Origin of the sequence: Rhodococcus sp. NPDC060086, from assembly GCF_042730275.1 — a bacterium.
GTDB lineage: Bacteria > Actinomycetota > Actinomycetes > Mycobacteriales > Mycobacteriaceae > Rhodococcus.
Genome location: NZ_JBHWWZ010000018.1, coordinates 72,468 through 96,138, shown reverse-complemented (window position 1 = coordinate 96,138; position 23,671 = coordinate 72,468). Strand labels below are relative to the sequence as shown.

The window sequence follows — 23,671 nt, the reverse complement described above, 5'->3', positions numbered from 1 at the left end:
CGGCAGCACACGCTGCCGGGCCTTGTTGCTGTGATGTCAGGTCGTCAGGAATCGAGTCCGTAGGGGTCGACCGGCAGGGCCTCGTTCATCGAGGCGTCGGCGTAGCCGCGACAGTAGTCCCAGGTGACGTACGCGTCGGGGGCCGGATCGAAGGCGGGCTCGTGGGGGCGGACCGTCCCGTCGACGAGCAGTTGAAGCAGGTTCGCGCGGAGCATGTCCCAGTCGTGGTAGTGCTCCTGATGGCAATCCTCACAACACACGACGAGGCCGCGGACTCCACGTGGAGCCAGCAACGCCTCGTATACCGCGAGGTCGGCAAGGTCTTCTTCGACCGCGAGCCGTTCGGCAGGGTCCAGGGGCTGGCCCGGCTCGATCGCGTCCAATGCTGCGGACGGATCGTCGGGATCTCCTGCAAACGGATCCGGTGGCAGACCGGGGGGCAACTGATCACGCACGCCACCACGGTACGCAGTTCGAGGGGGTCCGCGCCAGCCGTCCAGCGTGGACACGCCGATGAACGGCGCGTATTCGAGAGATCTCGAGCACGCCGGCACGGGTTGCGGCGAGTTGCGTAGTTGCAAACAGATACCATGGTCGTCGACGGCTTCGCCAGAGGTGGCGTCGTCGTTTTACATAATCCCGTTGTTTCGCATAATCCCACTGCCGGACGGTCCGTCCGTCCGCACCCATCGATCACCACGGAGGGTCCGAACCGCATGAGTAGTACCGGAGGGCATGTGCACACCGGCGGTGACGACCCGAACAAGGTCGCAATGCTCGGTCTGACCTTCGACGATGTGCTGCTGCTGCCCGCGGCGTCGGACATCGTTCCGAACAGGGTCGACACCTCGAGTCAGCTCACCCGCGAGATCCGCCTGCGGATCCCGCTGGTCAGTTCCGCCATGGACACGGTCACCGAATCCCGCATGGCCATCGCCATGGCGCGAGCAGGTGGCATGGGCGTCCTGCACCGAAACATGCCTGCCGAGACGCAGGCAGCGCAGATCGAGACCGTCAAACGCTCGGAAGCGGGCATGGTCACCGACCCGGTGACCTGCAAGCCCACCGACACCCTTGCCGACGTCGACGCGAAGTGCGCGCGTTTCCGGATCTCGGGACTGCCGGTGACCGACGACGCGAACCAGCTCGTCGGCATCATCACGAACCGCGACATGCGGTTCGAGGTGGATCAGAACCGTCCGGTCGCCGAAGTGATGACCAAGGCACCGCTCGTCACCGCGAGTGAAGGCGTGACGGCGGAGGCCGCACTCGGCCTTCTGCGCCGCCACAAGATCGAGAAACTGCCGATCGTCGACGGGCAGGGCAAGCTCACCGGCCTGATCACGGTCAAGGACTTCGTCAAGACCGAGCAGCATCCCCATGCCACGAAGGACCGCGACGGACGGCTGCTCGTCGGTGCTGCCGTCGGTGTCGGCGACGAAGCCTGGACCCGCGCGATGACGCTGACCGACGCCGGAGTCGACGTGCTCGTGGTCGACAGCGCCCACGGGCATTCCGCCGGGGTTCTGGCCATGATCTCGAAGCTCAAGGCGGAGGTCGGTGACCGCGTGCAGATCATCGGCGGAAACGTTGCCACCCGCGCTGGAGCCACTGCGCTCATCGAGGCCGGTGTCGATGCCGTCAAGGTCGGTGTCGGGCCGGGCTCGATCTGTACGACCCGTGTCATCGCAGGTGTGGGCGCTCCGCAGATCACGGCGATCCTCGAAGCCACCGCTGCCGCGACGGCGCTCGGCGTCCCCGTGATCGCCGATGGTGGCCTGCAGTTCTCGGGCGACGTCGCGAAGGCTCTCGCTGCCGGCGCGTCCACCGCCATGCTGGGCTCGCTTCTCGCCGGGACAGCCGAATCGCCGGGCGAGTTGATTCTCGTCAACGGCAAGCAGTTCAAGAGCTACCGCGGGATGGGTTCACTCGGCGCCATGCAGACCCGTGGCCAGGCCAAGTCGTATTCCAAGGACCGCTACTTCCAGGACGACGTTCTGTCGGAAGACAAGCTCGTCCCGGAAGGTATCGAAGGCCGGGTGCCGTTCCGCGGACCGCTGCAGCAGGTTACCCACCAGCTCATCGGTGGTCTGCGTGCAGCCATGGGCTACACCGGAGCGTCGACCATCGAGGAACTGCAACGCGCCCAGTTCGTGCAGATCACCGCTGCGGGACTCAAGGAGAGCCATCCGCACGACATCACGATCACTGCCGAGGCGCCGAACTACGCCGCCCGCTAGGTTCGACGCGTTCGCAGCAGATCCCGTCTCGGTCGACGGGACAACCGCATTCTCACGAGAAAGGGGCGCGCGTGCGCGACCTCGTTGAAATCGGCATGGGCCGGACGGCCCGCCGCACGTACGAGCTGGACGATGTGGACATCGTGCCATCCCGTCGTACCCGGTCGTCGAAAGAGGTGTCGACCACGTGGCAGATCGACGCCTACCGCTTCGACATCCCCGTGCTCGCGCATCCGACCGACGCCCTCGTGTCGCCGGCCTTCGCCGTGGAGCTCGGCAAGGCCGGTGGCCTCGGTGTGATCAACGGTGAGGGGCTGTGGGGTCGGCACGCCGACGTCGAGGCCGTGATCGCCCGTCTCGTCGGCATCGCCGAGAGCGATCCCGATCCGAGCGCAGCCATCGCATACCTGCAGGAGCTGCATGCGGCCCCGCTGCAGCCGGCCCTGCTGGCTGCGGCCGTCGCACAGGTCCGTGACGCGGGTGTCACCACCGCGGTGCGTGTGAGCCCGCAGAATGCTCGGGCGTTGACGCCGGAGCTGGTCAAAGCAGGCGTCGACCTGTTGGTCGTGCACGGCACGATCATTTCCGCGGAACACGTGGCGCACGGTGACAGCGAACCGCTCAACCTGAAGACATTCATCTCCGAACTCGATGTGCCGGTCGTGGCGGGTGGGGTGAGCGATCACCGCACGGCGCTGCATCTGATGCGCACGGGTGCCGCCGGTGTCATCGTCGGTTTCGGGTCGACGCACGGCGCGACGACCACCAGCGCGTCGCTCGGGATCGGGGTGCCCATGGCCACCGCGATCGCGGATGCTGCTGCAGCTCGTCGCGACTACCTGGACGAGACCGGGGGACGTTACGTCCACGTCATTGCCGACGGCGACATCGAGACCTCCGGCGACCTCGCGAAGGCGATCGCGTGCGGTGCCGACGCTGCGGTGTTGGGCGCGCCACTCGCGATCGCGGCCGAGGCCCCGGGCCAGGGATGGTACTGGCCGTCCGCCGCCGCGCATCCGTCGCTTCCGCGTGGCGCTGCGCTCCAGGTTGCCTACGATGAGCGGCCGAGCCTCGAGCGTGTCCTGACCGGACCGTCCGACGACCCGTACGGATCGCTCAACTTCGTCGGTGGTCTGCGACGGGCGATGGCGAAGTCGGGTTACTCGGATCTCAAGGAGTTCCAGAAGGTCGGGTTGTCGGTGCGCGCCTGATCTGATTCCGCTGCTGTGTGGTGGCCGAATGTGACATTGTGTGCGTTGAAGTGCGCGAATGTGACATTCGGCCACTGTCGTATGGAGCGACCTACAATTTATGACACCCGCAGTAACGGCTAAGATGGCCCTTGTGTGCATGGTCACCGGCGGCGGTGCATACTGGCCGGTAACAACGCAGGTTCGGCGGAGGTGCTCCAATGGGTGAACAACGGGTCGTGGACTACGACGTACTGATCGTCGGGTCGGGTTTCGGTGGCAGTGTGACCGCGTTGCGGCTGGTCGAGAAGGGATACAAGGTCGGCATTCTCGAAGCCGGTCGTCGATTCGCCGACGCGGACTTCGCCAAGACCAGCTGGGATCTGAAACGCTTCCTCTGGGCGCCGAAGCTCGGATGCTTCGGCATTCAGAGGGTCCATCTCCTCCGTGACTGCCTGATCCTCGCGGGAGCGGGCGTCGGGGGTGGCTCGCTCAACTACGCCAACACGCTGTACAAGCCGCCGGCCGCGTTCTTCCAGGATCAGCAGTGGGCGGACATCACCGACTGGCACGACGAACTGAGTCCGTTCTACGACCAGGCGCGACGCATGCTCGGCGTGGTGCAGTATCACCGCATGACCGCTGCCGACAAGGTCATCAAGGAAGTTGCCGACGACATGGGCGTCGGCGACACGTTCATCCAGACGCCGGTGGGGGTGTACTTCGGTGAACCCGGTAGAACCGTCCCGGACCCGTACTTCGGCGGCGCAGGCCCGGACCGTGCCGGCTGCATCGAATGCGGCGAATGCATGACCGGGTGCCGCCACGGAGCGAAGAACACCCTGATCAAGAACTACCTCGGGCTCGCCGAGCGCGCGGGTGCGGACATCCTCCCCATGACCACCGTGACCGATCTGCGCGAAAGCCCGGACGGCACCTGGACGGTGCGCACCGAACGCACCGGCGCGCTGGTGCGCAAGTCCCGACGGGACTTCACCGCGTCACATGTCGTGCTGGCCGCCGGGACCTGGGGCACCCAGCACCTGCTGCACCACCTCAAGGACACCGGGGCCCTGCCCGAGCTGTCCGACCGCGTCGGTGAACTCACCCGCACGAATTCCGAGTCCATCGTCGGCGCGGGCAAACTGAAGGTCGATCCCGAGATGGATCTGACCGAAGGTGTCGCGATCACCTCGTCGTTCCACCCCACCTCGGACACCCACATCGAACCCGTCCGGTACGGCAAGGGTTCCAACGCCATGGGACTGCTGCAGACACTGATGACCGACGGCGGCGGCCCGGTACCCCGTTGGGTGAAGTTCCTCGGACAGGTCGCTAAGAATCCCGCCAAGATGCTGCGGATGTTGTCGGTGAAGGATTGGAGCGAGCGGACCATCATCGCTCTGGTGATGCAGAACCTGGACAACTCCATCACCACCTACACCAAGAAGGGTGTGTTCGGTCGCCGCAAGGTCACCAGTAAGCAGGGCCACGGGGAGCCGAACCCGACGTGGATCCCGGCCGGAAACGAGGCGACGCGTCGGATCGCAGAGAAGATCGACGGTATCGCCGGCGGTACCTGGGGCGAGATCTTCAATATCCCGCTCACCGCGCACTTCCTCGGAGGTGCAGTCATCGGAACCGACCCGGAGCACGGCGTCATCGATCCGTACCACCGGGTGTACGGCTACCCGACCCTGAGCGTGGTCGACGGCGCCGCCGTCTCGGCGAACCTCGGCGTCAATCCTTCACTGACCATCGCGGCGCAGGCCGAGCGTGCCGCTGCGCTGTGGCCGAACAAAGGTGAACAGGACCTGCGCCCTGCACAGGGTGAGCCGTACGGCCGGGTACAACCGATCACGCCGAACAGTCCCGTCGTGCCGGAGGGCGCTCCCGGCGCGCTGTCTCTGCCGATCGTCGAGATCACCGGTGGAGCGGGAGTGGCCTGAGCGCCACGACATATGTGATCTACGCGGGACCTGAGCGGCCGCGTCCGGATGTCCGGGCGCGGCCGCTTAGACTGTTCGAGTGTCGCAAACCCAGCAGTCCCGGCCCGTACTCGTCGTCGACTTCGGAGCCCAGTACGCACAGCTGATCGCACGACGCGTGCGCGAGGCCAAGGTCTATTCGGAAGTTGTTCCGCACACCACGAGCGTCGAAGAGATCGCGGCCAAGGAACCCCTCGCGGTGATCCTGTCCGGCGGCCCTTCGAGCGTGTACGAGGACGGCGCCCCGGAACTCGACCCGAAACTGTTCGACCTGGACATTCCGGTGTTCGGAATCTGCTACGGCTTCCAGGCCATGGCGAATGCCCTCGGAGGAACGGTCGCGCACACCGGAGCCCGCGAGTACGGCCGCACCGACCTGTCGGTGTCCGGCGGTGTGTTGCACGACGGTCTGCCCGCGACACAGCCGGTGTGGATGAGCCACGGTGACGGCGTGACCGTCGCACCCGAAGGATTCGAGGTGACCGCCACCAGCGCAGGCGCACCCGTCGCCGCGTTCGAGGACCGCGCGCGCCGCCTCGCCGGTGTCCAGTACCACCCCGAGGTGCTGCATTCGCCGCACGGACAGCAGGTCCTGAGCCGGTTCCTGCACGAGATCGCGGGCATCCCCGGCGCGTGGACCGCCGCCAACATCGCGGACTCGCTCATCGAGCAGGTGCGCGAGCAGGTCGGCGACGGCCGCGCGATCTGCGGACTGTCCGGTGGTGTCGATTCCGCGGTCGCGGCCGCGCTGGTGCAGCGCGCCATCGGCGACCGGCTGACGTGCGTGTTCGTCGACCACGGACTCATGCGCGAAGGTGAACGGCAGCAGGTCGAGAAGGACTTCGTCGCGGCCACCGGGGCCCGCCTCATCACCGTCGACGCATCGGAGACGTTCCTGCGCGAACTGTCCGGCGTCACCGACCCCGAGACCAAGCGCAAGATCATCGGTCGCGAGTTCATCCGCAGCTTCGAAGGCGCAGTGTCCGAGGTTCTCGGCGAGGGCGCATCGAAGGGCGAGAAGGTCGAGTTCCTGGTGCAGGGCACTCTGTACCCCGACGTCGTCGAATCCGGCGGCGGATCCGGGACCGCGAACATCAAGAGCCACCACAACGTCGGCGGGCTCCCCGAAGACCTCAAGTTCGCGCTCGTCGAGCCGCTGCGCCTGCTCTTCAAGGACGAGGTGCGCGCGGTCGGCCGTCAGTTGGGACTGCCCGAGGAGATCGTGGGCCGTCAGCCATTCCCCGGTCCCGGCCTCGGTATCCGCATCATCGGTGAAGTCACCCGCGACCGTCTCGAGATCCTGCGGCACGCCGATTCGATCGCGCGTGAGGAACTGACCTCCGCCGGTCTGGACGGTCAGATCTGGCAGTGCCCGGTGGTGCTGCTCGCCGACGTGCGCAGCGTCGGTGTTCAGGGCGACGGCCGCACCTACGGTCATCCGATCGTGCTGCGTCCGGTGTCCAGTGAGGACGCGATGACCGCCGACTGGACGCGCCTGCCCTACGAGACCCTCGAACGGATCTCCACGCGCATCACCAACGAGGTGGCCGACGTCAACCGCGTGGTGCTCGACGTGACGAGCAAGCCGCCGGGAACCATCGAGTGGGAGTGACGACACGATCCGTGTCGTGAGACACGCCTGTGCCCCGGACCGTCATGGTCCGGGGCACAGGCGTTCTCGTCTCTAGTGATGGTTCTTTCTGCGTCCCGGCGCCAGTACGAGGATCGCGCCGATGACGATCGCGGCGGCGACGAGGATCCAGCCCATGTCGAGCGTGGCAAGGAAGTCGAGGCGGAAGGGGCCGACCAGGGCCCATGCGCTGACCGCCAGTGCGGCGATCGCGGATAGCAGCAGCAGGATCGAGGGTCCGCGTCGCGCGCGTGTCGTGTCCGTGCCGGTGTCGTCGGCTCCGGCGTCGAATGTGGTGTCGAAGTCAGCCACGACGCACCTCCGTGCTTCCCATAACGGTGTTGATATCGATGGACAGGACCGGTCCGCCGGGTCCGTCGGCTCCGCCGTCGAGGCCCTGTGGCATGCACGGGGACGCGGCCTTCGACGTGCACGTGATGTCGACGTCGAGGTCCGGAGGCAGATGGATCTGCGTGGAGGCGAGCCGGGTGTCGATCATGATCGCGTGATCCTGCGTCAGCTCGAGGTTGCGCAGATCGAGCTCGAGATCTCCGAGCTGCACGGCGTATTCGGACTCCAATTCGGCGGCGGTCAGCGGTGCGAAACGTTGTTCACCCGACGATTCGATCTGGATCGGTCCGACGAGTGACCCCAGGATCACGAACCCCATCAGCGGACCCGTCACCACGAGCAGGCCGTATCCGCGATGCATGAACGCACCCAGTAGAAGACCCAGGCCGATCATCGCGAGGGCAATCGCTCCGATGCGTGCGGGGGTGAGCCACTCGATGTCGGTGGAGACTGCGACAGTCCCGGCAGCTGCTGCGGCCAGCACCGCGAATCCGAGGATCGTGGTGGTCAGCCGTGAGCGCGGCTTCTTCTCGACGGGAACTGGCGAGTGCGTCGGTGACGGCTCGGGAAGATCCCATGCAAATGGGGCGACGCCGAGGGGGTCCCACGAGGGCGGAGTGCCACTGCCGGTCGAGAAGGTCTGCCCCTGCACTTGTGTGGTGTCCGAGGACCGGGGTGTGTCCTTCGACAGCGAGACGGTGCTGTCGGTCCCACTGCTGTCGGTCTGATTGCTATCGGTTGCACGGCTATCGGTCTCTCGCGGCGCGGTCGTAGGTTCGGACGCGAACGGAGCTTGGAACGGCGTCTGCGTGAACGGTGTCTGCGTGAACGGCGTCTGGAACGGTTGTCCGAACTGCTGCTGAGGAAACATGGTGCGGTGGAAAGAGAACCCGCCGACCGGTGGTGGAAGCGTCGGAGGCTCGGGCCGGCGCTGGTACAGCAACCACCACCCGCCCAGCATCAGCACCATGCTGATGAATCCTGATCCGCCCGAGCCGACACCGACCGGGCCGACGGCACTCGCCGCGATGGCGAGCGCGACGAGAAGCACGATCACCTTGGTACTCGAATCGGAGCTGTGCCCGCGGCCGACGAGCGATTCGATCGCCGACACCTGATCGCCGTGGCGGGTGAACAGGACCCACGCCGCTAGATACAGCACGATTCCGGCGCCACCGAAGAGCGCTGACACGACGAACGCTATCCGCACCAGCACCGGATCGATGCCGTACCGCACACCGATACCTGCGCACACACCGGCGACGTGCCCCTGCTCGGGCAACCGCACAGGGCGGGTACGCCACATATCCGTGAGTTGTTCTGGGAAGGTTCGCGTGGTCATGGCATCCATCCTGGCGGCCGAGACTGTTTCGCACATCAGGGACGAACCCTGATTTCGTGGCCGTGGTCGGGGGCCTCGACCTCAGGGTCGATCCCCGATGCCCCAGGTCGGCACATCGTGTCAGTATCGAAGTGTGGACCTCGTATCCGGATTACCCGTGCCTGTCGACCGTCTCGAACGGAGAGTCGGCGGTCGAGTCGTCGGTGGGGTCGCGGGTGGACTTGCCGACCATCTCGATATCGACGTCACCAAGGTACGTGTCGCGTTCACGGTGCTCGCCGCTCTCGGCGGGCTGGGCATCGTCGCCTACGGGCTGTTGTGGATGTTCGTTCCGCCCGGAGACGACACGGATCGGCCGTCCGGGACGGAACGCCGACGCGCCGTGGGACTTGCGGTCATGGGTATCGCGCTCGCCATCGGACTGTCGTGGCTGTTCAGCGGAGGTGCGGCCTCGGCGATAGCGCCGGTGGTCGTGGTGTCGGTGGGAGCGGCTCTCGTCTGGAGGGAGTTCGATGCCGAAGGCCCCCGCTCGGTGTTCGGTCTGCCTGCGAAACCGACCGTGCTCGCGTGGGCGCGAGTCCTCGGAGGCCTCACCCTCGTGGTGACCGGCCTCGGGGTCGTCGTCCTTGCTCAAGTGGACGTCGAGGCGCTGCGGTCGTCGTTGCTCGCCGTCATCGTCACGTTGGTGGGGGCCGTGCTGCTGTCGGTACCGCTGTGGATCCGTATGTGGCGTGCCCTGGAGACCGAGCGTGCGGCGCGAGTCCGCACCGAAGAGCGCGACGAGATCGCCTCGCACCTGCACGATTCGGTCTTGCAGACGTTGGCGCTGATCCAGAAACAGGCGGACAGCCCGCAGGAGGTCGTGCGGCTCGCGCGCAGTCAGGAACGTGAATTGCGACGCTGGCTCTTCGGCGGCGACGAGACCCCGCGCACGTCCCTGGCGGAAGCGTTGCGCACCATCGCAGGGGAAGTGGAGGACCAGCGCGGTGTGTCCGTGGCTCCCGTGATCGTCGGCGACGTGGCACCCGACGACGAAGACGTATCGGCCGAAGCGCTCACGGCGGTGCTCGGCGCCACCAGGGAGGCTCTGGTCAACGCTGCGAAGCATGCGCAGGTCGACAATATCGACCTGTTCGTGGAGGTCGAACCTCACGAGATCAGCGTGTTCGTCCGCGATCGCGGTGTCGGTTTCGATCCGGACGTAGTGCCGGAAGACCGGCAGGGTCTGGCACGTTCGATCAGGGCGCGCATCGAACGACGCGGCGGACGCACCGTGGTCAAGACTGCACTCGGGAAGGGCACCGAGATCCGCATCCACATGCCGCGATCCGGTGCGGGGCACGCCGAGGAGACGACCCCGCAAGAGCCAACCCCGCAAGAGGCGACCTTAGAGTGGGAGGCGACACATCCCCACCACGAGGAGCAGCCCCAGTGAGTTCGACTCCGGCGATATCGTCCGAGATCTCCGAATCGACCCGGCGGTTCCGGGTCTTCCTCGTCGACGATCACGCGGTGTTCAGGTCAGGCGTCCGAACCGAATTGGGACGCGAACACGACATGGAGATCGTCGGTGAAGCCGGCGGTGTGGCGGAGGCGGTGGCCGGGATCGAGTCGACGAAACCCGATGTGGTGCTGCTCGACGTGCACATGCCCGAGGGGGGTGGGGTCGCAGTTCTCGGCCGCATCGACCCGGGCTCGGTGTGTTTGGCACTGAGCGTGTCCGATGCCGCGGAGGACGTCATCGCGGTGATCAGGGCGGGCGCCCGCGGCTATGTCACCAAGACGATCTCCGGTCCGGACCTCGCCGACGCCGTACGACGGGTGGCCGGGGGAGATGCGGTGTTCAGCCCCCGGCTGGCCGGGTTCGTGTTGGATTCGTTCACCGGTAGGTCCACCGCGCCGGAGCCCCCGCTGGACCCTGAACTCGATTCGCTGACCCCTCGCGAACTCGAGGTGCTGCGACTGCTCGCCCGCGGGTACACATACCGCGAGATCGCCGAGGAACTCGTGATTTCGGTGAAGACCGTCGAGACGCATGCGTCGAATGTGTTGCGGAAGACGCAGCAGTCCAACCGTAATGCGCTCACCCGGTGGGCGCATCGGCGGCGTATCGACTGAGACAGGGCGGGATGTCGGCCGACTCCGTCAGTGCGTGACGAGGCGTGCGGTGCTCTTCGCCTCGATCGCCTCTGTCACGTTGTCGATGCCGGACCGGACGGTGGCGCCGTATCCGTCGTCGGCGAGGGCGTCGACGTAGATGCGTGCCGCGGTGAGGTGCTCGGTAGCGGCATCGAAATCGCCCAGGCGCCGGTGGTCGTCGGCGAGATTGAGGTGCAGCGACGGATAGAACCCTCGGATCTGCAGCGAGGCATGCTCCTGCTGCACTCGGGTGTCGTCGAGAGAATCGGCGGCCTCGAGTGCCCGGAGATCCCACGTGAGGGAAGTGGCAGCATCGTCGTACAGATCGGCCAGGAAGTGCGCGAGAGTGCAGCGGTGTAGTGCATCGCCGTCGGGTCCGATGTCGTCCCAGAGGTTTTCGAGATTCAGGCGTGCGGCGGCGGTATCGCCGGAACGGCCTGCAGTGACGGCGTCGGTGATGGCGACCATGGTCGGATCGGGTGTGGTCGGATCGGGTGTGGCCACGGGTCTCCTCGGTACTGTGTCGCTGGATGTGACGGAAGAGTGGCACACGGCACCGACACAGTGCGGGGATCAGGCCACGAGGAATGCGATGACGAGCGCGACGACCAACGCCACCAGAACGATCGCCGCCATCGCCGCCATCGCCAGCGGTGCATACGCGAGGACCTTCTCCTGCGTCGATTCCGGGAGTTCGCCCTTGGGGATCAGGCGGTCGAGCACATCGGCCACCCACGACGTGGACGAACCACGGTCGCGGGCCCGCGGTGGTGTGGGCATGTTCAGGGGCTGGTCCATGAACGAACTGCGGGGACGTGTCTGGTCGTCGACCGGAGACGAGCGTTGCGCCCAGGACGGGACGGTGCCGTCCTGGGAAACGATGGGCCTGCCGCGGAGCATGGCCGGGTTCCCTCCGGGGCCGAGGACCACCGCGGTGAGACGATCGCGTGCCTCGATCATCGTCGGCCGGCGCGACGGGTCGGGTTCGAGCATGGTGAGCAGGGTGTCGGTGAGGAGCCCGGTTTTTTTGGGCGGGATGATCTCGGCGCGAGCAACACGGTGCAGTAGCGCTATCGAATCCGTCTCGTAGCCGAACGGTGGCTGCCCCTCGATCGCGGTGTAGAGGGTGGCGCCGAGGGAGAACACGTCGCTGGCCTCGGTGGGATCGCTGCCCCGAGCGACCTCGGGTGCGAAATACGCGGGAGTGCCGATGATCACGCTGGACGGATCGTTGTCGCCCTTGGCTCGTGCGATGCCGAAGTCGCTGATCTTCACGACACCGGCGTCGTGGCCGCGTTCGGCGATGAGAATGTTGCCGGGCTTGACGTCGCGATGCACGATGCCGGCGTCGTGGGCGGCGGCGAGAGCGTCGGCGACATCGGCGCCGATCTGCGCGACCACGTACGGCGGCAGGGTGTCGATCGCGTTCATGACCTGAGCGAGGCTGCGGGACGGCAGATGCTCCATGACCAGCCACGGTTCGCCGTAGTGGAGCGCGACGTCGTACATGGAGATCGCGTGCTCGTGGGTGAGCTGGGCAGCGACCCGGCCTTCGCGGAGAGCGCGTCGGCGGATTTCCTCGGCGGCGGCGGGGTCGAGGTCTGCGGTGGAGATCACCTGCTTGACGGCCACGTTCCGCCCGAGTCGGTTGTCGCGAGCGAGCCATACGGCGCCCATGCCTCCGCCACCGAGCTTGGAATCGAGTCGATATCGCCCGGCCACCAGGTGATCCGGACCGACGACCTTTCCTTCTCGTTCCCGTTCTGCCACCTCACGAGGGTAATCGATTCGGGGGGATACCTCGGGAGGTCGACGGGTCGAGGTGGGGTTGATCACTTGACGGCCGGTGCCGATATCGGGTCTACTGGAGGGGTTCGAAAATACGTTCGAATCAATCGAGCTGGGCCGCGTCTTCCCCGTGGTCGGCAGGTCGTGAGTACATGCGACAGGCGGATGACAGGGGTGTATGTGGGCAAAGTGGCCGAATTTCCGGTCGGTGAAGATCCGGTCGGCAGTGAAGAACCGAGCCGAGCGGAACGGATCGAGACGCTGAGGCGCCGGATCTCCGCGGTTCCGGCGAAGGGGGAGGTCTCCGCGCCTGCTCCGGCGCACAGTCCGGTCGAGCGACTGCTTCCGGTGCCGGAACCCCTCGTCGAACTGCTTCCGCGCGGAGGGCTGGTCCGCGGCACCGTGGTGTCCGTGTCGGGGTCGGCGTCGTTGCTGTTGGGAATGGTGGCGGCGGTGACGGCAGCGGGCGGGCACGCCGCAGTCATCGGCCAACGGCGACTCGGGTTGCTCGCGGCAGCGGAGATGGGAGCCCGGTTGAATCGGGTGGCGGTGATCCCGGACCCGGGCCCCGATCCGGTCGAGATCGCGACGGTACTGCTCGACGGTCTGGACCTGGTGGTGCTCGGCCTGGAGGGAAAGTCGGTTCCGCCATCGAGGGCCCGTGTCGTCGCCGCTCGTGTGCGGAGCAAGGGTGCGGTCCTGGTGGTCACCGACGGGCATTGGGACGGCGCGCAGGTGCGTCTCGAAGCGAAGGTGAGCGGTTACGAGGGATTGACCGGACCCGGGCGGACGCGGCTGTGCGGTACCAAGCTGTCGGTGCGGGCACTGGGGCGCGCCGCCGCTCCGCGGGACGCGTGCATCGACGTCTGTGCCGGACCGGACGGTGTGCGGTGGACCTCCGGTGAGCGACGGCGAACCGATTCCGGTCCGAACCTCGAAGCGGCCTCGAATCTCGAGGTGGCCCGGTGACCAGGGCAGGCCGGCCGACGTCGCGCGTTGTGGCGGTGTGGTGCCCGGACTGGCCCGCGGTGGCCGCGGCTGCGGCAGCGGGCATCCCCGCCACCACGCCGATCGCTGTGGTGTCCGCGAATCGGGTGGTTGCATGTTCGGAATCGGCGCGGGCAGCCGGTGTCGTACGCGGCTCGGTGCGCCGCGAAGCTCAAGGCCGATGTCCTGAATTACATGTGGCACAGAATGATCCGGACCGGGATGCGCGACTGTTCGAACCTGTGGTCGCGGCGGTCGACGCGGCCGCCCCCGGCGTCGAGGTGTTGCGTCCGGGCCTCGTAGTTCTCGCGGCGCGTGGCGTCGTGCGATGGTTCGGATCGGAGGAGACCGCGGCCGAACGCCTTGTCGACGAGGTTGCATCCGTCGGAGTGGAATGCCAGGTGGGTGTCGCCGACGAACTGTCCACCGCGGTGCTCGCCGCGCGCCGGGCCGCGTTGGTGCCGAGCGGTGGCGGCCCCGGGTTCCTCGCTCCGCTGCCGATTTCTCAGCTGTCGGTGGAGCCGGCGCTGGCCGCTCCGGAACGGGCAGAACTGGTGGATCTGCTTCGGCGGCTCGGGGTGCGCACGATCGGGGCGTTTGCGGCGCTGTCCGTATCCGATGTGGCGTCGAGGTTCGGTGCCGACGCAGTGGCGGCACACCGAAGTGCGCGTGGACTACCGGAGCGCCCGCCGTCTGGGCGTGCAGTTCCTCCCGATCTCACCGTGGAGCACGCGTGCGACCCCCCGGTCGAGCGAGTGGACACCGCGGCGTTCATCGGCCGGATGCTTGCCGAACTGCTGCACACCCGTCTTGCCGCAGCGAATGTGGCCTGCACTCGGCTGCTCGTGTCGGCCCGCACCGGTAACGGAGAGGAACTGACGCGGACGTGGCGTTGTGCCGAGCCGCTGACGCCGGAGGGGACCGCCGACAGGGTGCGCTGGCAACTCGACGGCTGGCTCACCGGACGCAGCGCCGACCGCCCCACCGCAGGGGTCACGATGTTGCGTCTCGAGCCCGTGGAAGTGGTGGCCTCCGGAGCCTTGCAGTTGGGCCTGTGGGGCGGCGTCGGAGACGAGGACGAACGGGCACGACGCGCGCTGGTCCGGGTGCAGGGTCTGCTCGGCGGTGATGCGGTCCGGGTAGGAGTGCTCAGCGGTGGGCGCGGCCCCGCCGAACGAATCACGCTCGTCCCGGTGGGGGAGGAGGCGGTGCCGTCGTCGGATCCGAATGCGCCCTGGCCGGGTCGGTTACCGCCACCGGCTCCGGCCATGGTGCTGCACGTGCCGCCGCCGATCAGGGTGGACGACGACGTGGGTGAGGCGGTGACGATCACCGAGCGGGGTCTGCTCAGCGGTCGACCGGCACAGTTGCGATGGGGAAGTCGCAGCTGGCAGGTGATCGGATGGGCCGGGCCCTGGCCGGCGGACGAATACTGGTGGGATCCCGAGACCGCACGCGATGTCGCGCGGCTGCAGGTGTTGCTCAGTGGAGCGCCGGCCCTGCTGATCATCCACGGGGCCGACGGCTGGCGGGTGGAGGGTGTCTACGACTGACTAGGCTCGTCGATCGTGGACACCTCTGCGCTCACGGCGACGCCCAACGGTGTCGTCATCGCCTACCGGGACTCGGCACCTCGCGGTGCAGGCAGCGGTGAAGGCAAGGGCGTTCCGGTCATGTTGGTGCACGGCATGGGCGGCGACGCGCGCACGTGGGACCGGTTCGCCCGGCGGCTGACCGCCGCCGGGCGCCGGGTCGTCGCTGTCGATCTGCGCGGGCACGGGCGCAGCGCTCGCACGTCGTCGTACCGGTTCTCCGAGTTCGCCGCCGATGTCGCCGGATTGTGTGAGCACCTGGGTATCGACGCGGTCGATCTGGTGGGGCATTCCCTCGGTGGGCATACCGGGTCGCTGATGGCGCAGCAGTACCCGGGGTTGGTGCGCAGGCTCGTCCTCGAAGAAGCACCGCTGCCGTTGCGTGAGCACGATCCGGTTCCGGAGATACCGTCGCACCGGCCCACTCCCGCGGAGCTGTGGCACGCCATGACCAGCATGGCGCGCAATCCGCGGGCGGTGTTCGCGTTCGATCGGTCGATGACCGAATCCGTGATATCTCAATTCCGCACCCCGAATCCGATGTGGTGGGAGGAACTTCCGGGACTGAAGTCTCCGACGTTGCTGCTGCGCGGGGTGCATCGTGGCAGCATGGTCGATCCACATCTTCTTGCCGACGCGCTGTCACTGCTCCCGAACGGTGCGGTGCGGGAGATCCCGTGCGGGCACAGTATTCATCGCGATCGGTCTGCAGAATTCGCGGGGACAGTGTTGCCCTTCCTCACCGACTGAGCTCGCCGAACCTGGCCTACGATCGGGGGCATGGCCTTGTCTTCGCCCGACCGGAAGCTTCTCGCGACCTCCGCTCTGTTCGTCGTCTCGCAGGCGAACATCGCCCGCGTCCTCGGTTCCACCGCGCTGACCGTCGGCACGGTGCAGACGACGTTCTCGGCATCGAAGTACCGGAAGATCCTCGATAGTCTCGGACCAGCCGAACTCTCCCGCTACCGAGAGCACTACTACTGGGACATGTTCCATCCGCTGACCTTCGCCGTGGCGTTGAGAGCAGGCGCGCGCGCACTCGACCACCATCGGCCGCTGTCGCCGGTCGTGCGCACACTCCTGCTCACCGCGCCCGTAGCCGCTGCGGCAGGCGACTATGCGGAGAACATCAGCGGCCTGTACCTGCTCGATCACCGCGACAAGATCACCGACGATACGGTGCGCGCGGCATCCACGATCAGCGTCACCAAGTGGACGCTCGCAGTCGGCTGCCTCGCGTACCTCTCCCAGGGTTTCCTCAGGATCTGGGCACAGGCGGGGCTCCGGCGTCTGCGTCGCACTCGTTGACATCCTCGCCGCTCGACTTTCTTCGGTTGTGCGGGCAGGACACAATGGCGACGTGACCACCGCTGCCCCCACTTGCTCTGCGCTGTCCGCCGTCGACGAACCGTTGCCCGGTACCACCGCCACCGCCCCGGGGTACGTGTGCCTGGAGTTCTCGTCTGCCTGGGGACGCGATGTACTCGACGGCACTGCGCTCGGCGCGGAGTTGTCGAGTGAGCTCTCGGCCCGCGCGGATGCGGCAGGGGTACGGATCATGTTCATCCGGCGTCCGGGCCGCGATACAGCGCGTCCGACGAAAACCGTGCTCGTCGCCCGCACCGAACCGGGTGATGCGTGGTGTGAACGCCTCGAGATCACCGATCCCGCGGAGTTGCTCGAGATCGTGCCGCGCGTGGTAGCAGGACCCCCTCCGGGACTGGGTGAGGCGGTGTCCGAGCCGATCGTGCTCGTCTGTGCGCACGGCAAGCGCGACCAGTGCTGTGCCGTCCTCGGGCGCCCGATTGCAGCGGCGCTACAGACGGAATTCCCGGGCTCGGTATGGGAGTGCTCTCACACCGGCGGGCATCGGTTCGCTCCGTCGATGATCCTGCTACCGACCGGCTGTTCGTACGGCCGCCTCGATGCCGCGCAGAGCGTCGAGGCGGTGCACGCGGCCGCACGTGGTGAGGTGTACGCGACCGGGTTGCGTGGTCGCAGTACCTGGGGAGCGGCGGGTCAGGTTGCCGAACTCGCGGTCCGTGACGTTGTCGGAGACCACTCGACGGATGCCTTCACCGTCGACGAGACCGGAACGGAACTGCTGGTGCGGCACCGCGACGGCCGGACCTGGCGGGTCGACGTCGAGACCCGGGAGCTTCCCGCCCGACCCGCGAGTTGCGGTGCCGCACCCAAACCGGTGCGTCCGGTGGTCGCGACGAAGGTCACCGCGCCGTAGACCTCGACGACCAGGATGGATGACCAGTCGGCCGCTCGTGCCATCCCGGACGAGGCCGGGGCGACCTCACTTGTCCACCTCCGCAGGCAGCGATATCAAGACATCCTCCCGGTGCATGGCGAATCTGAACCCGGATCGACCACCATCACGTTTGCGGCCCACGGCGAAGACCTCGATACCATCGCACAGCACACCAGTGCAGGAATGCCTGACAAAGCTTCAGCCCCCAGAGAGCGCGCAGACCTGCAACTCTCAGTCCATATAGGCGGCCGCACCGCCATCGGTGGGCTGAATCAAAGGTGGGCCACGCGGCCTTCTCGGATCGCCGACGACCTCACATAGTCATGTCGGCGTAGCGCCAGCGCGTCGGGCGCAGCGTGTAGCGCACCTCTCCGTGCAAGTGCGCGCGGGAAAACTCGAGAAACTGCGCCAGTGCATCGCCCGACAAGTAGCGGGCCGCCATTTCTTCTTGGTCGTCGAATGTTGTGGGGCGAGAGGAGACGAGTTCGAGATCCACTGACACGTACCGCAGCATCGGGCTCACTGTGTCTACGACCATCGTCGCATGCCCCGTGCGACGAAGCGCCCGGGCCTTACGGCTCGACTCTGGCGTGTTGATCCACACCTCCCCGCCCGGCGTGTACGAGTACCAGATCGGCACCGCCGCGGGCGGACCGGAACGGACCTCTACCGCGAAGACTCCGACATGCGGTTCGGCGAAAAACCTTTGCGCAGCTGATTCGTCAAAGCTCATGGCTTCACCTTACGGTTGCGGCTCAGCACATTCGCTGATTGACTTCCTCCCCCGCGTGAACGCGGAGGATTCCTACGCAGCCTCACCATCCGGCAAGATCTGTTCAGCGGGTTCCTGCTTCACCGGGTCCGCGCATGCAAGCACACGTCTTACGCTCCCTCCACAAGCGTTTACCCTCTCCACCAGCCCAGCGGCGAGCAACACATTCACAGCAGCGTTATAGTCCCGATCCAGCACCAACCCACACGACGAGCACACCCACACCCGCACACCCAACGGCTTCTTCCCGTCCCGCACCCCGCAGCCCGCGCACACCTGCGACGTCGGTTCCCACCGGCCGATCGTGTGCACCACCGCGCCATACCGGGCGGCTTTCTCCTCGATCAACCGCCTGAGCATCGACCAGCCGGCATCGTGCACCGACTTCGCCACCCTCGTTCGCGCCAAACCCGCCACCGACAACCCCTCGAGGGCAACCGCGTGGTTCTCGCGGACCAACCTCAATGCCAGCTTGTGATGGTGATCCAGGCGCGTCTCGCGCACCTTCCGGTGCGCCGCAGCGACCTTCCGGCGAGCCTTGTCCCGATTCTTCGACCCACGTTCGGTGCGTGAATACGCCCGTTGGGCGCGGCCCAGACGCCGTTCCTTCGACCGCAACCAGCGAGGATTGTCGATCTTCTCGCGAGTACCGTCGTCGTACACGATCACCGCAAGGTCAGTGAGACCGACGTCAATGCCCGCGCATCGGGCCGGCGCCGACTGAGGGACAACCACAACGGGCACGGGCACGGGCTCGTCGACCACGAACGACACATAGTGCCGGCCGTCGGCCTCCCGGATCACCGTCACACTCGACGGGTCCGCCGGCAACGGCCGCGACGACTCGTACCGGATCCGCCCGATCTTCGGCAACCGGACCAGGCCGATACCACCGCCCGGCTCGAGAACCGAGAACCCGGCGTTGCGGGTGAAACGGGGGGACTGTCGGAATAACGGTGGATTCGACCTTGGTCTGACACGCCAGGCGTGAGCCTGGCGGGAAGGATCGATGATGACCGAGACACTGGAACCCATGGCTACCGAGGTGGATCCACAGCAGCTCGCCGAGCAGCTCCTGGCCCAGGCCAAGGAGCAAGGTATCGACTTGATGGGCCCGAACGGCCTGCTCAACCAGTTGACGAAGAACGTGCTCGAAACCGCACTGGATGCGGAAATGACCGAGCACCTCGGCTACGACAAACACGACCCCGCAGGTCGAGGCAGCGGCAACTCCCGTAACGGAACCCGATCGAAGACCGTCCTGACCGAGATCGGACCGGTCGAGATCGAGGTTCCCAGAGACACCGATGCCTCGTTCGACCCGCAGATCGTCAAGAAACGCCAACGACGCCTGACCGGGGTGGACGAGATCGTCCTGTCGTTGAGCGCGAAAGGGCTGACGACCGGGGAGATCGCCGCTCACTTCGCCGACGTCTACGGGGCGAGCGTTTCGAAGGACACGATTAGCCGGATCACCGACAAGGTCATCTCCGAGATGACCGAATGGGCAAATCGTCCGCTCGATCGGGTCTATCCGGTGATATTCATCGATGCAATCCACGTCAAGATCCGCGACGGGCAGGTCGCCAACCGGCCCGTATACGTCGCGATCGGGGTCACGACCTCGGGTGAACGCGACATCCTCGGCTTATGGGCCGGTGACGGCGGCGAGGGCGCAAAGTTCTGGCTTGCCGTGTTGACGGAGATCAAGAATCGTGGGGTGGCCGATGTGTGCATCGTGGTCTGCGACGGGCTCAAGGGCCTGCCCGACGCGATCGCGGCGGTCTGGGATCTGGCGGTGGTGCAGACCTGCATTATTCACTTGATTCGCAACACCTTCCGATATTCGTCACGGAAGTACTGGGACGAGATGAGCCGGGATCTGCGGCCCGTGTACACCGCACCGTCGGAGTCCGCGGCCAAGGAACGGTTCACCGAGTTCGCGGGCAAGTGGGGCAACCAGTACCCGGCGATCGTCCGACTCTGGGAGAACGCGTGGAGCGAGTTCATTCCGTTCCTCGACTACGACGTCGAGATCCGCCGGGTGATCTGCTCGACCAACGCAATCGAGTCGGTCAATGCCCGTTACCGGCGTGCAGTTCGGGCCCGCGGACACTTCCCGACCGAGCAGGCCGCCCTCAAATGCCTCTACCTCGCCACCCGGGCACTGGACCCCAGTGGCAAGGGAAGAGCACGATGGGCAATGAGGTGGAAGCCTGCCTTGAACGCCTTCGCGATTACCTTCGAAGGCCGCATCACACCGAGTGGAATCTGACTGATGCCAAGGCGGATCCACCGTTCATCGGACACTCCCGAAACGGGCAGACTGGCGATGTGTCCGCCTCTTGAAGCGTGGCGCACCGACCTTGCGTCCTTTGCGTTTGCCGGTGCGGGAATCGAAAAAGTTCGCGTACGCGCGATGCAGGTCTGCGAGGGACTGCTGCAACGGCACCGAGGACACCTCAGCCAGCCAGGCTCTCTCCGGGGTGCTTTTCGCGATAGTCAGCGCCGCCGACAACTCGCTTTTGCCGGGCACAGGGTTTCCGGCTTTGCGGGCGGACTCGCGGGCGGCAAGCGCGTCGTTGAATACCACCCGGCAGCACCCGAACAGTTGAGACAGCGCCCTGTGCTGTTCCCCTGTGGGGTAGGCGCGGTAGCGGTATCGCTTGAGCACACCAGCACGATAGCATTTGGTGTCATGACTGATGTTGACCTTGTCCGACGTGGAAGACATGCTCTCTGGGATTGTCATGTACATTTGGTGTTTGTCACAAAATTCCGCCGGGGCGCGTTCACCGGACCGATCTTGGCGGACTGCGAGAAGATCATGCGGAAAGTGTGCGCGGACTTCGGCTGCGAGCTGCGGGAGTTCAACGGCGAGGACGACCACGTGCACCTGCTCGTCGGCTTCCCCGCCACCGTGCAGCTGTCGAAGCTGGTGAATTCGCTCAAAGGCGTGTCATCGCGGCACTTGCGGCGCGATCACGCGGAGCACCTTTCCCGGTACCTGTGGGGTGGGCATCTATGGTCCCGTTCCTATTACTGCGGGACTGCGGGCGGCGCGCCGTTGTCGGTGATTGCCGAGTACGTGAAGTCTCAACGGCGCCCTGAGTGACGGTGATTCACCTCCACCGTGAACGATGGAGCACTCTCACCGAGATCGGTAGAGGACAGCTTCGGTCCGGTGATACGTGACGTCTTAACGTAGTGTCGGCTTCGCGCGCCAGGACGGTCATGTCGCTAGTGCCCCAGCCCGGCCTTCTCGTGGACCTTCTTCATCCACTGCGGCGCCCACCAGTTGGCCTCGCCCATGAGTTTGATCAGCGATGGCACCAGCAGCATGCGCACGACGGTCGCATCGATGATCAGGGCGATGATCATGCCGACACCGAGGAAACGCATGATCGACAACCCCGAGATGGTGAACGCACCGGTCACCACGATCAACAGCAACGCTGCGGATGTGACCACACGTCCGGTGCGCGAGATGCCGTACTCGACCGCTTCTTCCGTCGTCGCTCCCGCCGCGCGCGCTTCGACCATGCGCGACATCAGGAACACCTCGTAGTCGGTCGACAGGCCGAACACCACGGCGAGGATCAGCACGACGAATGTCGGTTCCAGCTCGTTGGGCACCACGTCGAGAAGCGACGCGCCGTACCCGAGTTGGAACACCCAGGTGAGCACACCGAAGGTCGCTGCGAGACTCAGGCCGGCCATCAGCACCGCCTTGATCGGCAGCACCACCGATCCGAATGCGAGGAACAGCAGGATCAGGGTCGAGACCACCATGATCAGGACCATCCACGGCAGTGCATCGGAGACTGCAGTATTGGCGTCGTCGACGAGTGCCCGGCCGCCGCCGACGAGCAGTTCCGTGCCGTCCGGGACGGGGATCGTCCGTAGTTCGTCGGTGATCTCACTGGCCCGGTCGGTGCCGTCCACGCCCTGCGCGTAGACGGCCTGCACCACGGCGACGTCGTCCTGCTGTCCGACAGTGATGACCTGTGAGATCCCGTCGATGCCGGCGACCTCGCGAGACACCGCACGGATGGCATCGGAGTCGGTGGCTTGTCCGCCTTCGTCGCGCAGGACGAGCGTCGGGCCGTTGCCCGTACTCGGGAATTCATCGAGAAGCGTCTGCGTCGCTGTGCGCGCCGCACTACCTTCGGGCAACGCGGTGTATTCGACCTCGCCGAACTGGGCCTGGAGTACCGGCGTAGCGAGGAACAGCAGGCCCGCGGTGATGGTGATCGCGATGATGGCGGGGCGTTTCATGACCTTGCGGACGAGACCACCCCAGAACGTGCGTGCGCGGGCCTCGCTGCGTGTCGAGGCTTCGCGGTCCCAGGTCCAGGCGTTGATGCGGTGGCCGAGGAGCGCGAGCACTGCAGGAACCGCCGTCAGCGACAGGACGGCCGCGCTGAACACCGAGGCCATCGCTCCCAGACCGAGCGATCGGAGCACGGCCTGCGGGAAGACGAGCATGCCTGCGAAGGCACAGATGAGCAGGGCTGCCGAGAACATCACGGTGCGGCCCGCGGTCAGCATCGTTCGTTTCGTCGCGGCGGCGGGGTCCGACCCGGATGCGAGTTCCTCGCGGTACCGGCTGACGATGAACAGGCCGTAGTCGATCGCCAGACCGAGGCCGATCAGCGACGTGATGTTGAGCGCGTACGACGACACCTCGGTGACCGTCGACAACAGGCGCAGCGTCGCGAGCGACGAGAAGATGGCCAGCACGCCGACGAAGACGGGGACGGCTGCGGCCACCACACCACCGAAGATGAGGACGAGCAGAATGAGCGTCACGGGGATGGCGATTGCCTCGGCCTTGATGAGGTCACGCTCGAGGGTGTGTGTGAATTCGATGGAGACGACGGTGTTGCCCGCGAACTGCGATTCGACTCCTGGCACCTCGAGTGTGTCGAGGGCCGACTGGAAGTCGGCTGCCGTCACACCCGAATTCGTGCCGAGCGTGATGGTTGCCGCCACGCTTCGCTGGTCCGTCGAGAGCAACAGTTGATTCGTCGGGGGCGGTGCCGTCCAGTAGGTCGTGATGGCCTCGGACGGATACTGCTCGTCGAACGCGGCGAGTGTCTGCTCGATGTCGGGCCGGATGTCGTCGATGGTGCCGCCCTCGGGGGCGGTGTACATCGCGATGATGTCGGCAGTCTGCGACCCGAATGTGTCGTAGATGATCTGCTGGGCCTGCATGGCTTCACTGTCGGCGACGTAGTAACCGGCGCTGGACAGTTTGCCGAACACACCGATGCCCCATGCCCCTGCAAGGAGAACGACGAGCAGGACGATGGCGAGGACCCACCGGCTTCTCGTCACGACGATCTCGGCCCAACGATTCATACGTACTCCCGGTTCGCTCGGTGCTGCC

22 protein-coding genes are annotated in these 23,671 nt (G+C 66.2%); 13 read left to right on the top strand and 9 right to left on the bottom strand.

Annotated elements, in window-relative coordinates:
* Positions 1–44 precede the first annotated feature (44 nt).
* Complete coding sequence (locus tag ACFWB0_RS13050; RefSeq protein ID WP_378490855.1) at positions 45–455, bottom strand: DUF5319 domain-containing protein; 411 nt, start codon at positions 453–455, stop codon at positions 45–47.
* A 261-nt stretch (positions 456–716) separates the two neighbouring features.
* Here ACFWB0_RS13050 and guaB point away from each other — a divergent pair, with 261 nt between their 5' ends.
* The 4 genes from guaB (at position 717) to guaA (ending at position 7,030) form a co-directional block, all read left to right on the top strand.
* Positions 717–2,240 (top strand): IMP dehydrogenase, encoded by a 1,524-nt coding sequence (gene guaB / locus ACFWB0_RS13045; RefSeq protein WP_378490854.1) that lies wholly within the window; start codon positions 717–719, stop codon positions 2,238–2,240.
* 71 nt (positions 2,241–2,311) lie between these two features.
* Positions 2,312–3,451: a GuaB3 family IMP dehydrogenase-related protein gene (locus ACFWB0_RS13040; protein ID WP_378490853.1), complete on the top strand. Its 1,140-nt coding sequence runs from the start codon at positions 2,312–2,314 to the stop codon at positions 3,449–3,451.
* Between the two features lie 200 nt (positions 3,452–3,651).
* Entirely contained in the window at positions 3,652–5,379 is a 1,728-nt protein-coding gene (locus tag ACFWB0_RS13035) for an FAD-dependent oxidoreductase (RefSeq protein WP_378490852.1), read from the top strand.
* 79 nt (positions 5,380–5,458) lie between these two features.
* Positions 5,459–7,030: a glutamine-hydrolyzing GMP synthase gene (gene guaA / locus ACFWB0_RS13030; RefSeq protein ID WP_378490851.1), complete on the top strand. Its 1,572-nt coding sequence runs from the start codon at positions 5,459–5,461 to the stop codon at positions 7,028–7,030.
* 72 nt (positions 7,031–7,102) lie between these two features.
* Here guaA and ACFWB0_RS13025 read toward each other — a convergent pair whose 3' ends face one another.
* Together ACFWB0_RS13025 and ACFWB0_RS13020 are read right to left on the bottom strand one after the other, a co-directional pair.
* Positions 7,103–7,360 carry a hypothetical protein gene (locus ACFWB0_RS13025; RefSeq protein ID WP_378490850.1) on the bottom strand — a complete coding sequence of 86 codons (258 nt, stop codon included), beginning with the start codon at positions 7,358–7,360 and terminating at the stop codon, positions 7,103–7,105.
* Entirely contained in the window at positions 7,353–8,741 is a 1,389-nt protein-coding gene (locus tag ACFWB0_RS13020) for a PspC domain-containing protein (protein ID WP_378490849.1), read from the bottom strand. The genes ACFWB0_RS13025 and ACFWB0_RS13020 overlap by 8 nt, the downstream gene beginning before the upstream one ends.
* Positions 8,742–8,838: 97 nt before the next feature.
* Here ACFWB0_RS13020 and ACFWB0_RS13015 point away from each other — a divergent pair, with 97 nt between their 5' ends.
* A complete protein-coding gene (locus ACFWB0_RS13015; protein WP_378490848.1) occupies positions 8,839–10,176 on the top strand; it encodes a PspC domain-containing protein in 1,338 nt (445 codons plus the stop codon).
* Positions 10,173–10,859, top strand: a complete 687-nt coding sequence (locus ACFWB0_RS13010; RefSeq protein WP_378490847.1) for a response regulator — start codon at positions 10,173–10,175, stop codon at positions 10,857–10,859. Before ACFWB0_RS13015 ends, ACFWB0_RS13010 begins: the two co-directional genes overlap by 4 nt.
* Before the next feature lie 27 nt (positions 10,860–10,886).
* Here the strand turns inward: ACFWB0_RS13010 and ACFWB0_RS13005 are convergent, their stop codons facing one another.
* Together ACFWB0_RS13005 and ACFWB0_RS13000 are read right to left on the bottom strand one after the other, a co-directional pair.
* Positions 10,887–11,348: a hypothetical protein gene (locus ACFWB0_RS13005; protein ID WP_378490867.1), complete on the bottom strand. Its 462-nt coding sequence runs from the start codon at positions 11,346–11,348 to the stop codon at positions 10,887–10,889.
* Positions 11,349–11,453: 105 nt separating this feature from the next.
* Complete coding sequence (locus ACFWB0_RS13000; protein ID WP_378490866.1) at positions 11,454–12,557, bottom strand: serine/threonine-protein kinase; 1,104 nt, start codon at positions 12,555–12,557, stop codon at positions 11,454–11,456.
* A 291-nt stretch (positions 12,558–12,848) separates the two neighbouring features.
* On the opposite strand from ACFWB0_RS13000, the gene ACFWB0_RS12995 reads away from it, so the two are divergent.
* From ACFWB0_RS12995 to ACFWB0_RS12975, 5 genes are read left to right on the top strand one after another with little or no spacing between them, the layout of a single operon-like run.
* On the top strand, positions 12,849–13,637 hold the full coding sequence (locus ACFWB0_RS12995) for a hypothetical protein (RefSeq protein WP_378490865.1): 789 nt from the start codon (positions 12,849–12,851) through the stop codon (positions 13,635–13,637).
* A complete protein-coding gene (locus tag ACFWB0_RS12990; RefSeq protein WP_378490846.1) occupies positions 13,634–15,208 on the top strand; it encodes a DNA polymerase Y family protein in 1,575 nt (524 codons plus the stop codon). The genes ACFWB0_RS12995 and ACFWB0_RS12990 overlap by 4 nt, the downstream gene beginning before the upstream one ends.
* 15 nt (positions 15,209–15,223) lie before the next feature.
* Positions 15,224–15,997 carry an alpha/beta fold hydrolase gene (locus tag ACFWB0_RS12985; RefSeq protein WP_378490845.1) on the top strand — a complete coding sequence of 258 codons (774 nt, stop codon included), beginning with the start codon at positions 15,224–15,226 and terminating at the stop codon, positions 15,995–15,997.
* 30 nt (positions 15,998–16,027) lie between these two features.
* Complete coding sequence (locus tag ACFWB0_RS12980) at positions 16,028–16,555, top strand: hypothetical protein (protein WP_378490844.1); 528 nt, start codon at positions 16,028–16,030, stop codon at positions 16,553–16,555.
* Positions 16,556–16,607: 52 nt separating this feature from the next.
* Positions 16,608–17,486 carry a sucrase ferredoxin gene (locus tag ACFWB0_RS12975; protein ID WP_378490843.1) on the top strand — a complete coding sequence of 293 codons (879 nt, stop codon included), beginning with the start codon at positions 16,608–16,610 and terminating at the stop codon, positions 17,484–17,486.
* 334 nt (positions 17,487–17,820) lie between these two features.
* On the opposite strand, the gene ACFWB0_RS12970 is transcribed toward ACFWB0_RS12975, so the two are convergent.
* Both ACFWB0_RS12970 and ACFWB0_RS12965 read right to left on the bottom strand, forming a co-directional pair.
* Positions 17,821–18,240 (bottom strand): pyridoxamine 5'-phosphate oxidase family protein, encoded by a 420-nt coding sequence (locus tag ACFWB0_RS12970; RefSeq protein WP_378490842.1) that lies wholly within the window; start codon positions 18,238–18,240, stop codon positions 17,821–17,823.
* Positions 18,241–18,312: 72 nt separating this feature from the next.
* Complete coding sequence (locus tag ACFWB0_RS12965) at positions 18,313–19,314, bottom strand: RNA-guided endonuclease InsQ/TnpB family protein (RefSeq protein WP_378490841.1); 1,002 nt, start codon at positions 19,312–19,314, stop codon at positions 18,313–18,315.
* Between ACFWB0_RS12965 and ACFWB0_RS12960 the strand changes: the two genes are divergently transcribed.
* Complete coding sequence (locus tag ACFWB0_RS12960; protein WP_378490864.1) at positions 19,313–20,554, top strand: IS256 family transposase; 1,242 nt, start codon at positions 19,313–19,315, stop codon at positions 20,552–20,554. The genes ACFWB0_RS12965 and ACFWB0_RS12960 overlap by 2 nt on opposite strands.
* 24 nt (positions 20,555–20,578) lie before the next feature.
* Here ACFWB0_RS12960 and ACFWB0_RS12955 read toward each other — a convergent pair whose 3' ends face one another.
* Entirely contained in the window at positions 20,579–21,013 is a 435-nt protein-coding gene (locus tag ACFWB0_RS12955) for an RNA-guided endonuclease InsQ/TnpB family protein (protein WP_378490840.1), read from the bottom strand.
* Between ACFWB0_RS12955 and tnpA the strand changes: the two genes are divergently transcribed.
* Positions 20,978–21,394: an IS200/IS605 family transposase gene (gene tnpA, locus ACFWB0_RS12950; protein ID WP_378490839.1), complete on the top strand. Its 417-nt coding sequence runs from the start codon at positions 20,978–20,980 to the stop codon at positions 21,392–21,394. The two genes, ACFWB0_RS12955 and tnpA, sit on opposite strands and share 36 nt — an antisense overlap.
* A 125-nt stretch (positions 21,395–21,519) precedes the next feature.
* Here tnpA and ACFWB0_RS12945 read toward each other — a convergent pair whose 3' ends face one another.
* On the bottom strand, positions 21,520–23,643 hold the full coding sequence (locus ACFWB0_RS12945; protein ID WP_378490838.1) for an MMPL family transporter: 2,124 nt from the start codon (positions 23,641–23,643) through the stop codon (positions 21,520–21,522).
* Positions 23,644–23,671 lie beyond the last annotated feature (28 nt).

Excerpts from the sequence above, each read along its gene's own strand:
- guaB (WP_378490854.1), top strand. The coding sequence starts at position 717 with ATGAGTAGTACCGGAGGGCATGTGCACACCGGCGGTGACGACCCGAAC.
- ACFWB0_RS13035 (WP_378490852.1), top strand. The coding sequence starts at position 3,652 with ATGGGTGAACAACGGGTCGTGGACTACGACGTACTGATCGTCGGGTCG.
- ACFWB0_RS13020 (WP_378490849.1), bottom strand. The coding sequence starts at position 8,741 with ATGACCACGCGAACCTTCCCAGAACAACTCACGGATATGTGGCGTACC.
- ACFWB0_RS13015 (WP_378490848.1), top strand. The coding sequence starts at position 8,839 with ATGCCCCAGGTCGGCACATCGTGTCAGTATCGAAGTGTGGACCTCGTA.
- ACFWB0_RS13005 (WP_378490867.1), bottom strand. The coding sequence starts at position 11,348 with ATGGTCGCCATCACCGACGCCGTCACTGCAGGCCGTTCCGGCGATACC.
- ACFWB0_RS13000 (WP_378490866.1), bottom strand. The coding sequence starts at position 12,557 with ATGGGCGCCGTATGGCTCGCTCGCGACAACCGACTCGGGCGGAACGTG.
- ACFWB0_RS12980 (WP_378490844.1), top strand. The coding sequence starts at position 16,028 with ATGGCCTTGTCTTCGCCCGACCGGAAGCTTCTCGCGACCTCCGCTCTG.
- ACFWB0_RS12970 (WP_378490842.1), bottom strand. The coding sequence starts at position 18,240 with ATGAGCTTTGACGAATCAGCTGCGCAAAGGTTTTTCGCCGAACCGCAT.
- ACFWB0_RS12960 (WP_378490864.1), top strand. The coding sequence starts at position 19,313 with ATGGCTACCGAGGTGGATCCACAGCAGCTCGCCGAGCAGCTCCTGGCC.
- ACFWB0_RS12965 (WP_378490841.1), bottom strand. The coding sequence starts at position 19,314 with ATGGGTTCCAGTGTCTCGGTCATCATCGATCCTTCCCGCCAGGCTCAC.
- tnpA (WP_378490839.1), top strand. The coding sequence starts at position 20,978 with ATGACTGATGTTGACCTTGTCCGACGTGGAAGACATGCTCTCTGGGAT.
- ACFWB0_RS12955 (WP_378490840.1), bottom strand. The coding sequence starts at position 21,013 with ATGTCTTCCACGTCGGACAAGGTCAACATCAGTCATGACACCAAATGC.
- ACFWB0_RS12945 (WP_378490838.1), bottom strand. The coding sequence starts at position 23,643 with ATGAATCGTTGGGCCGAGATCGTCGTGACGAGAAGCCGGTGGGTCCTC.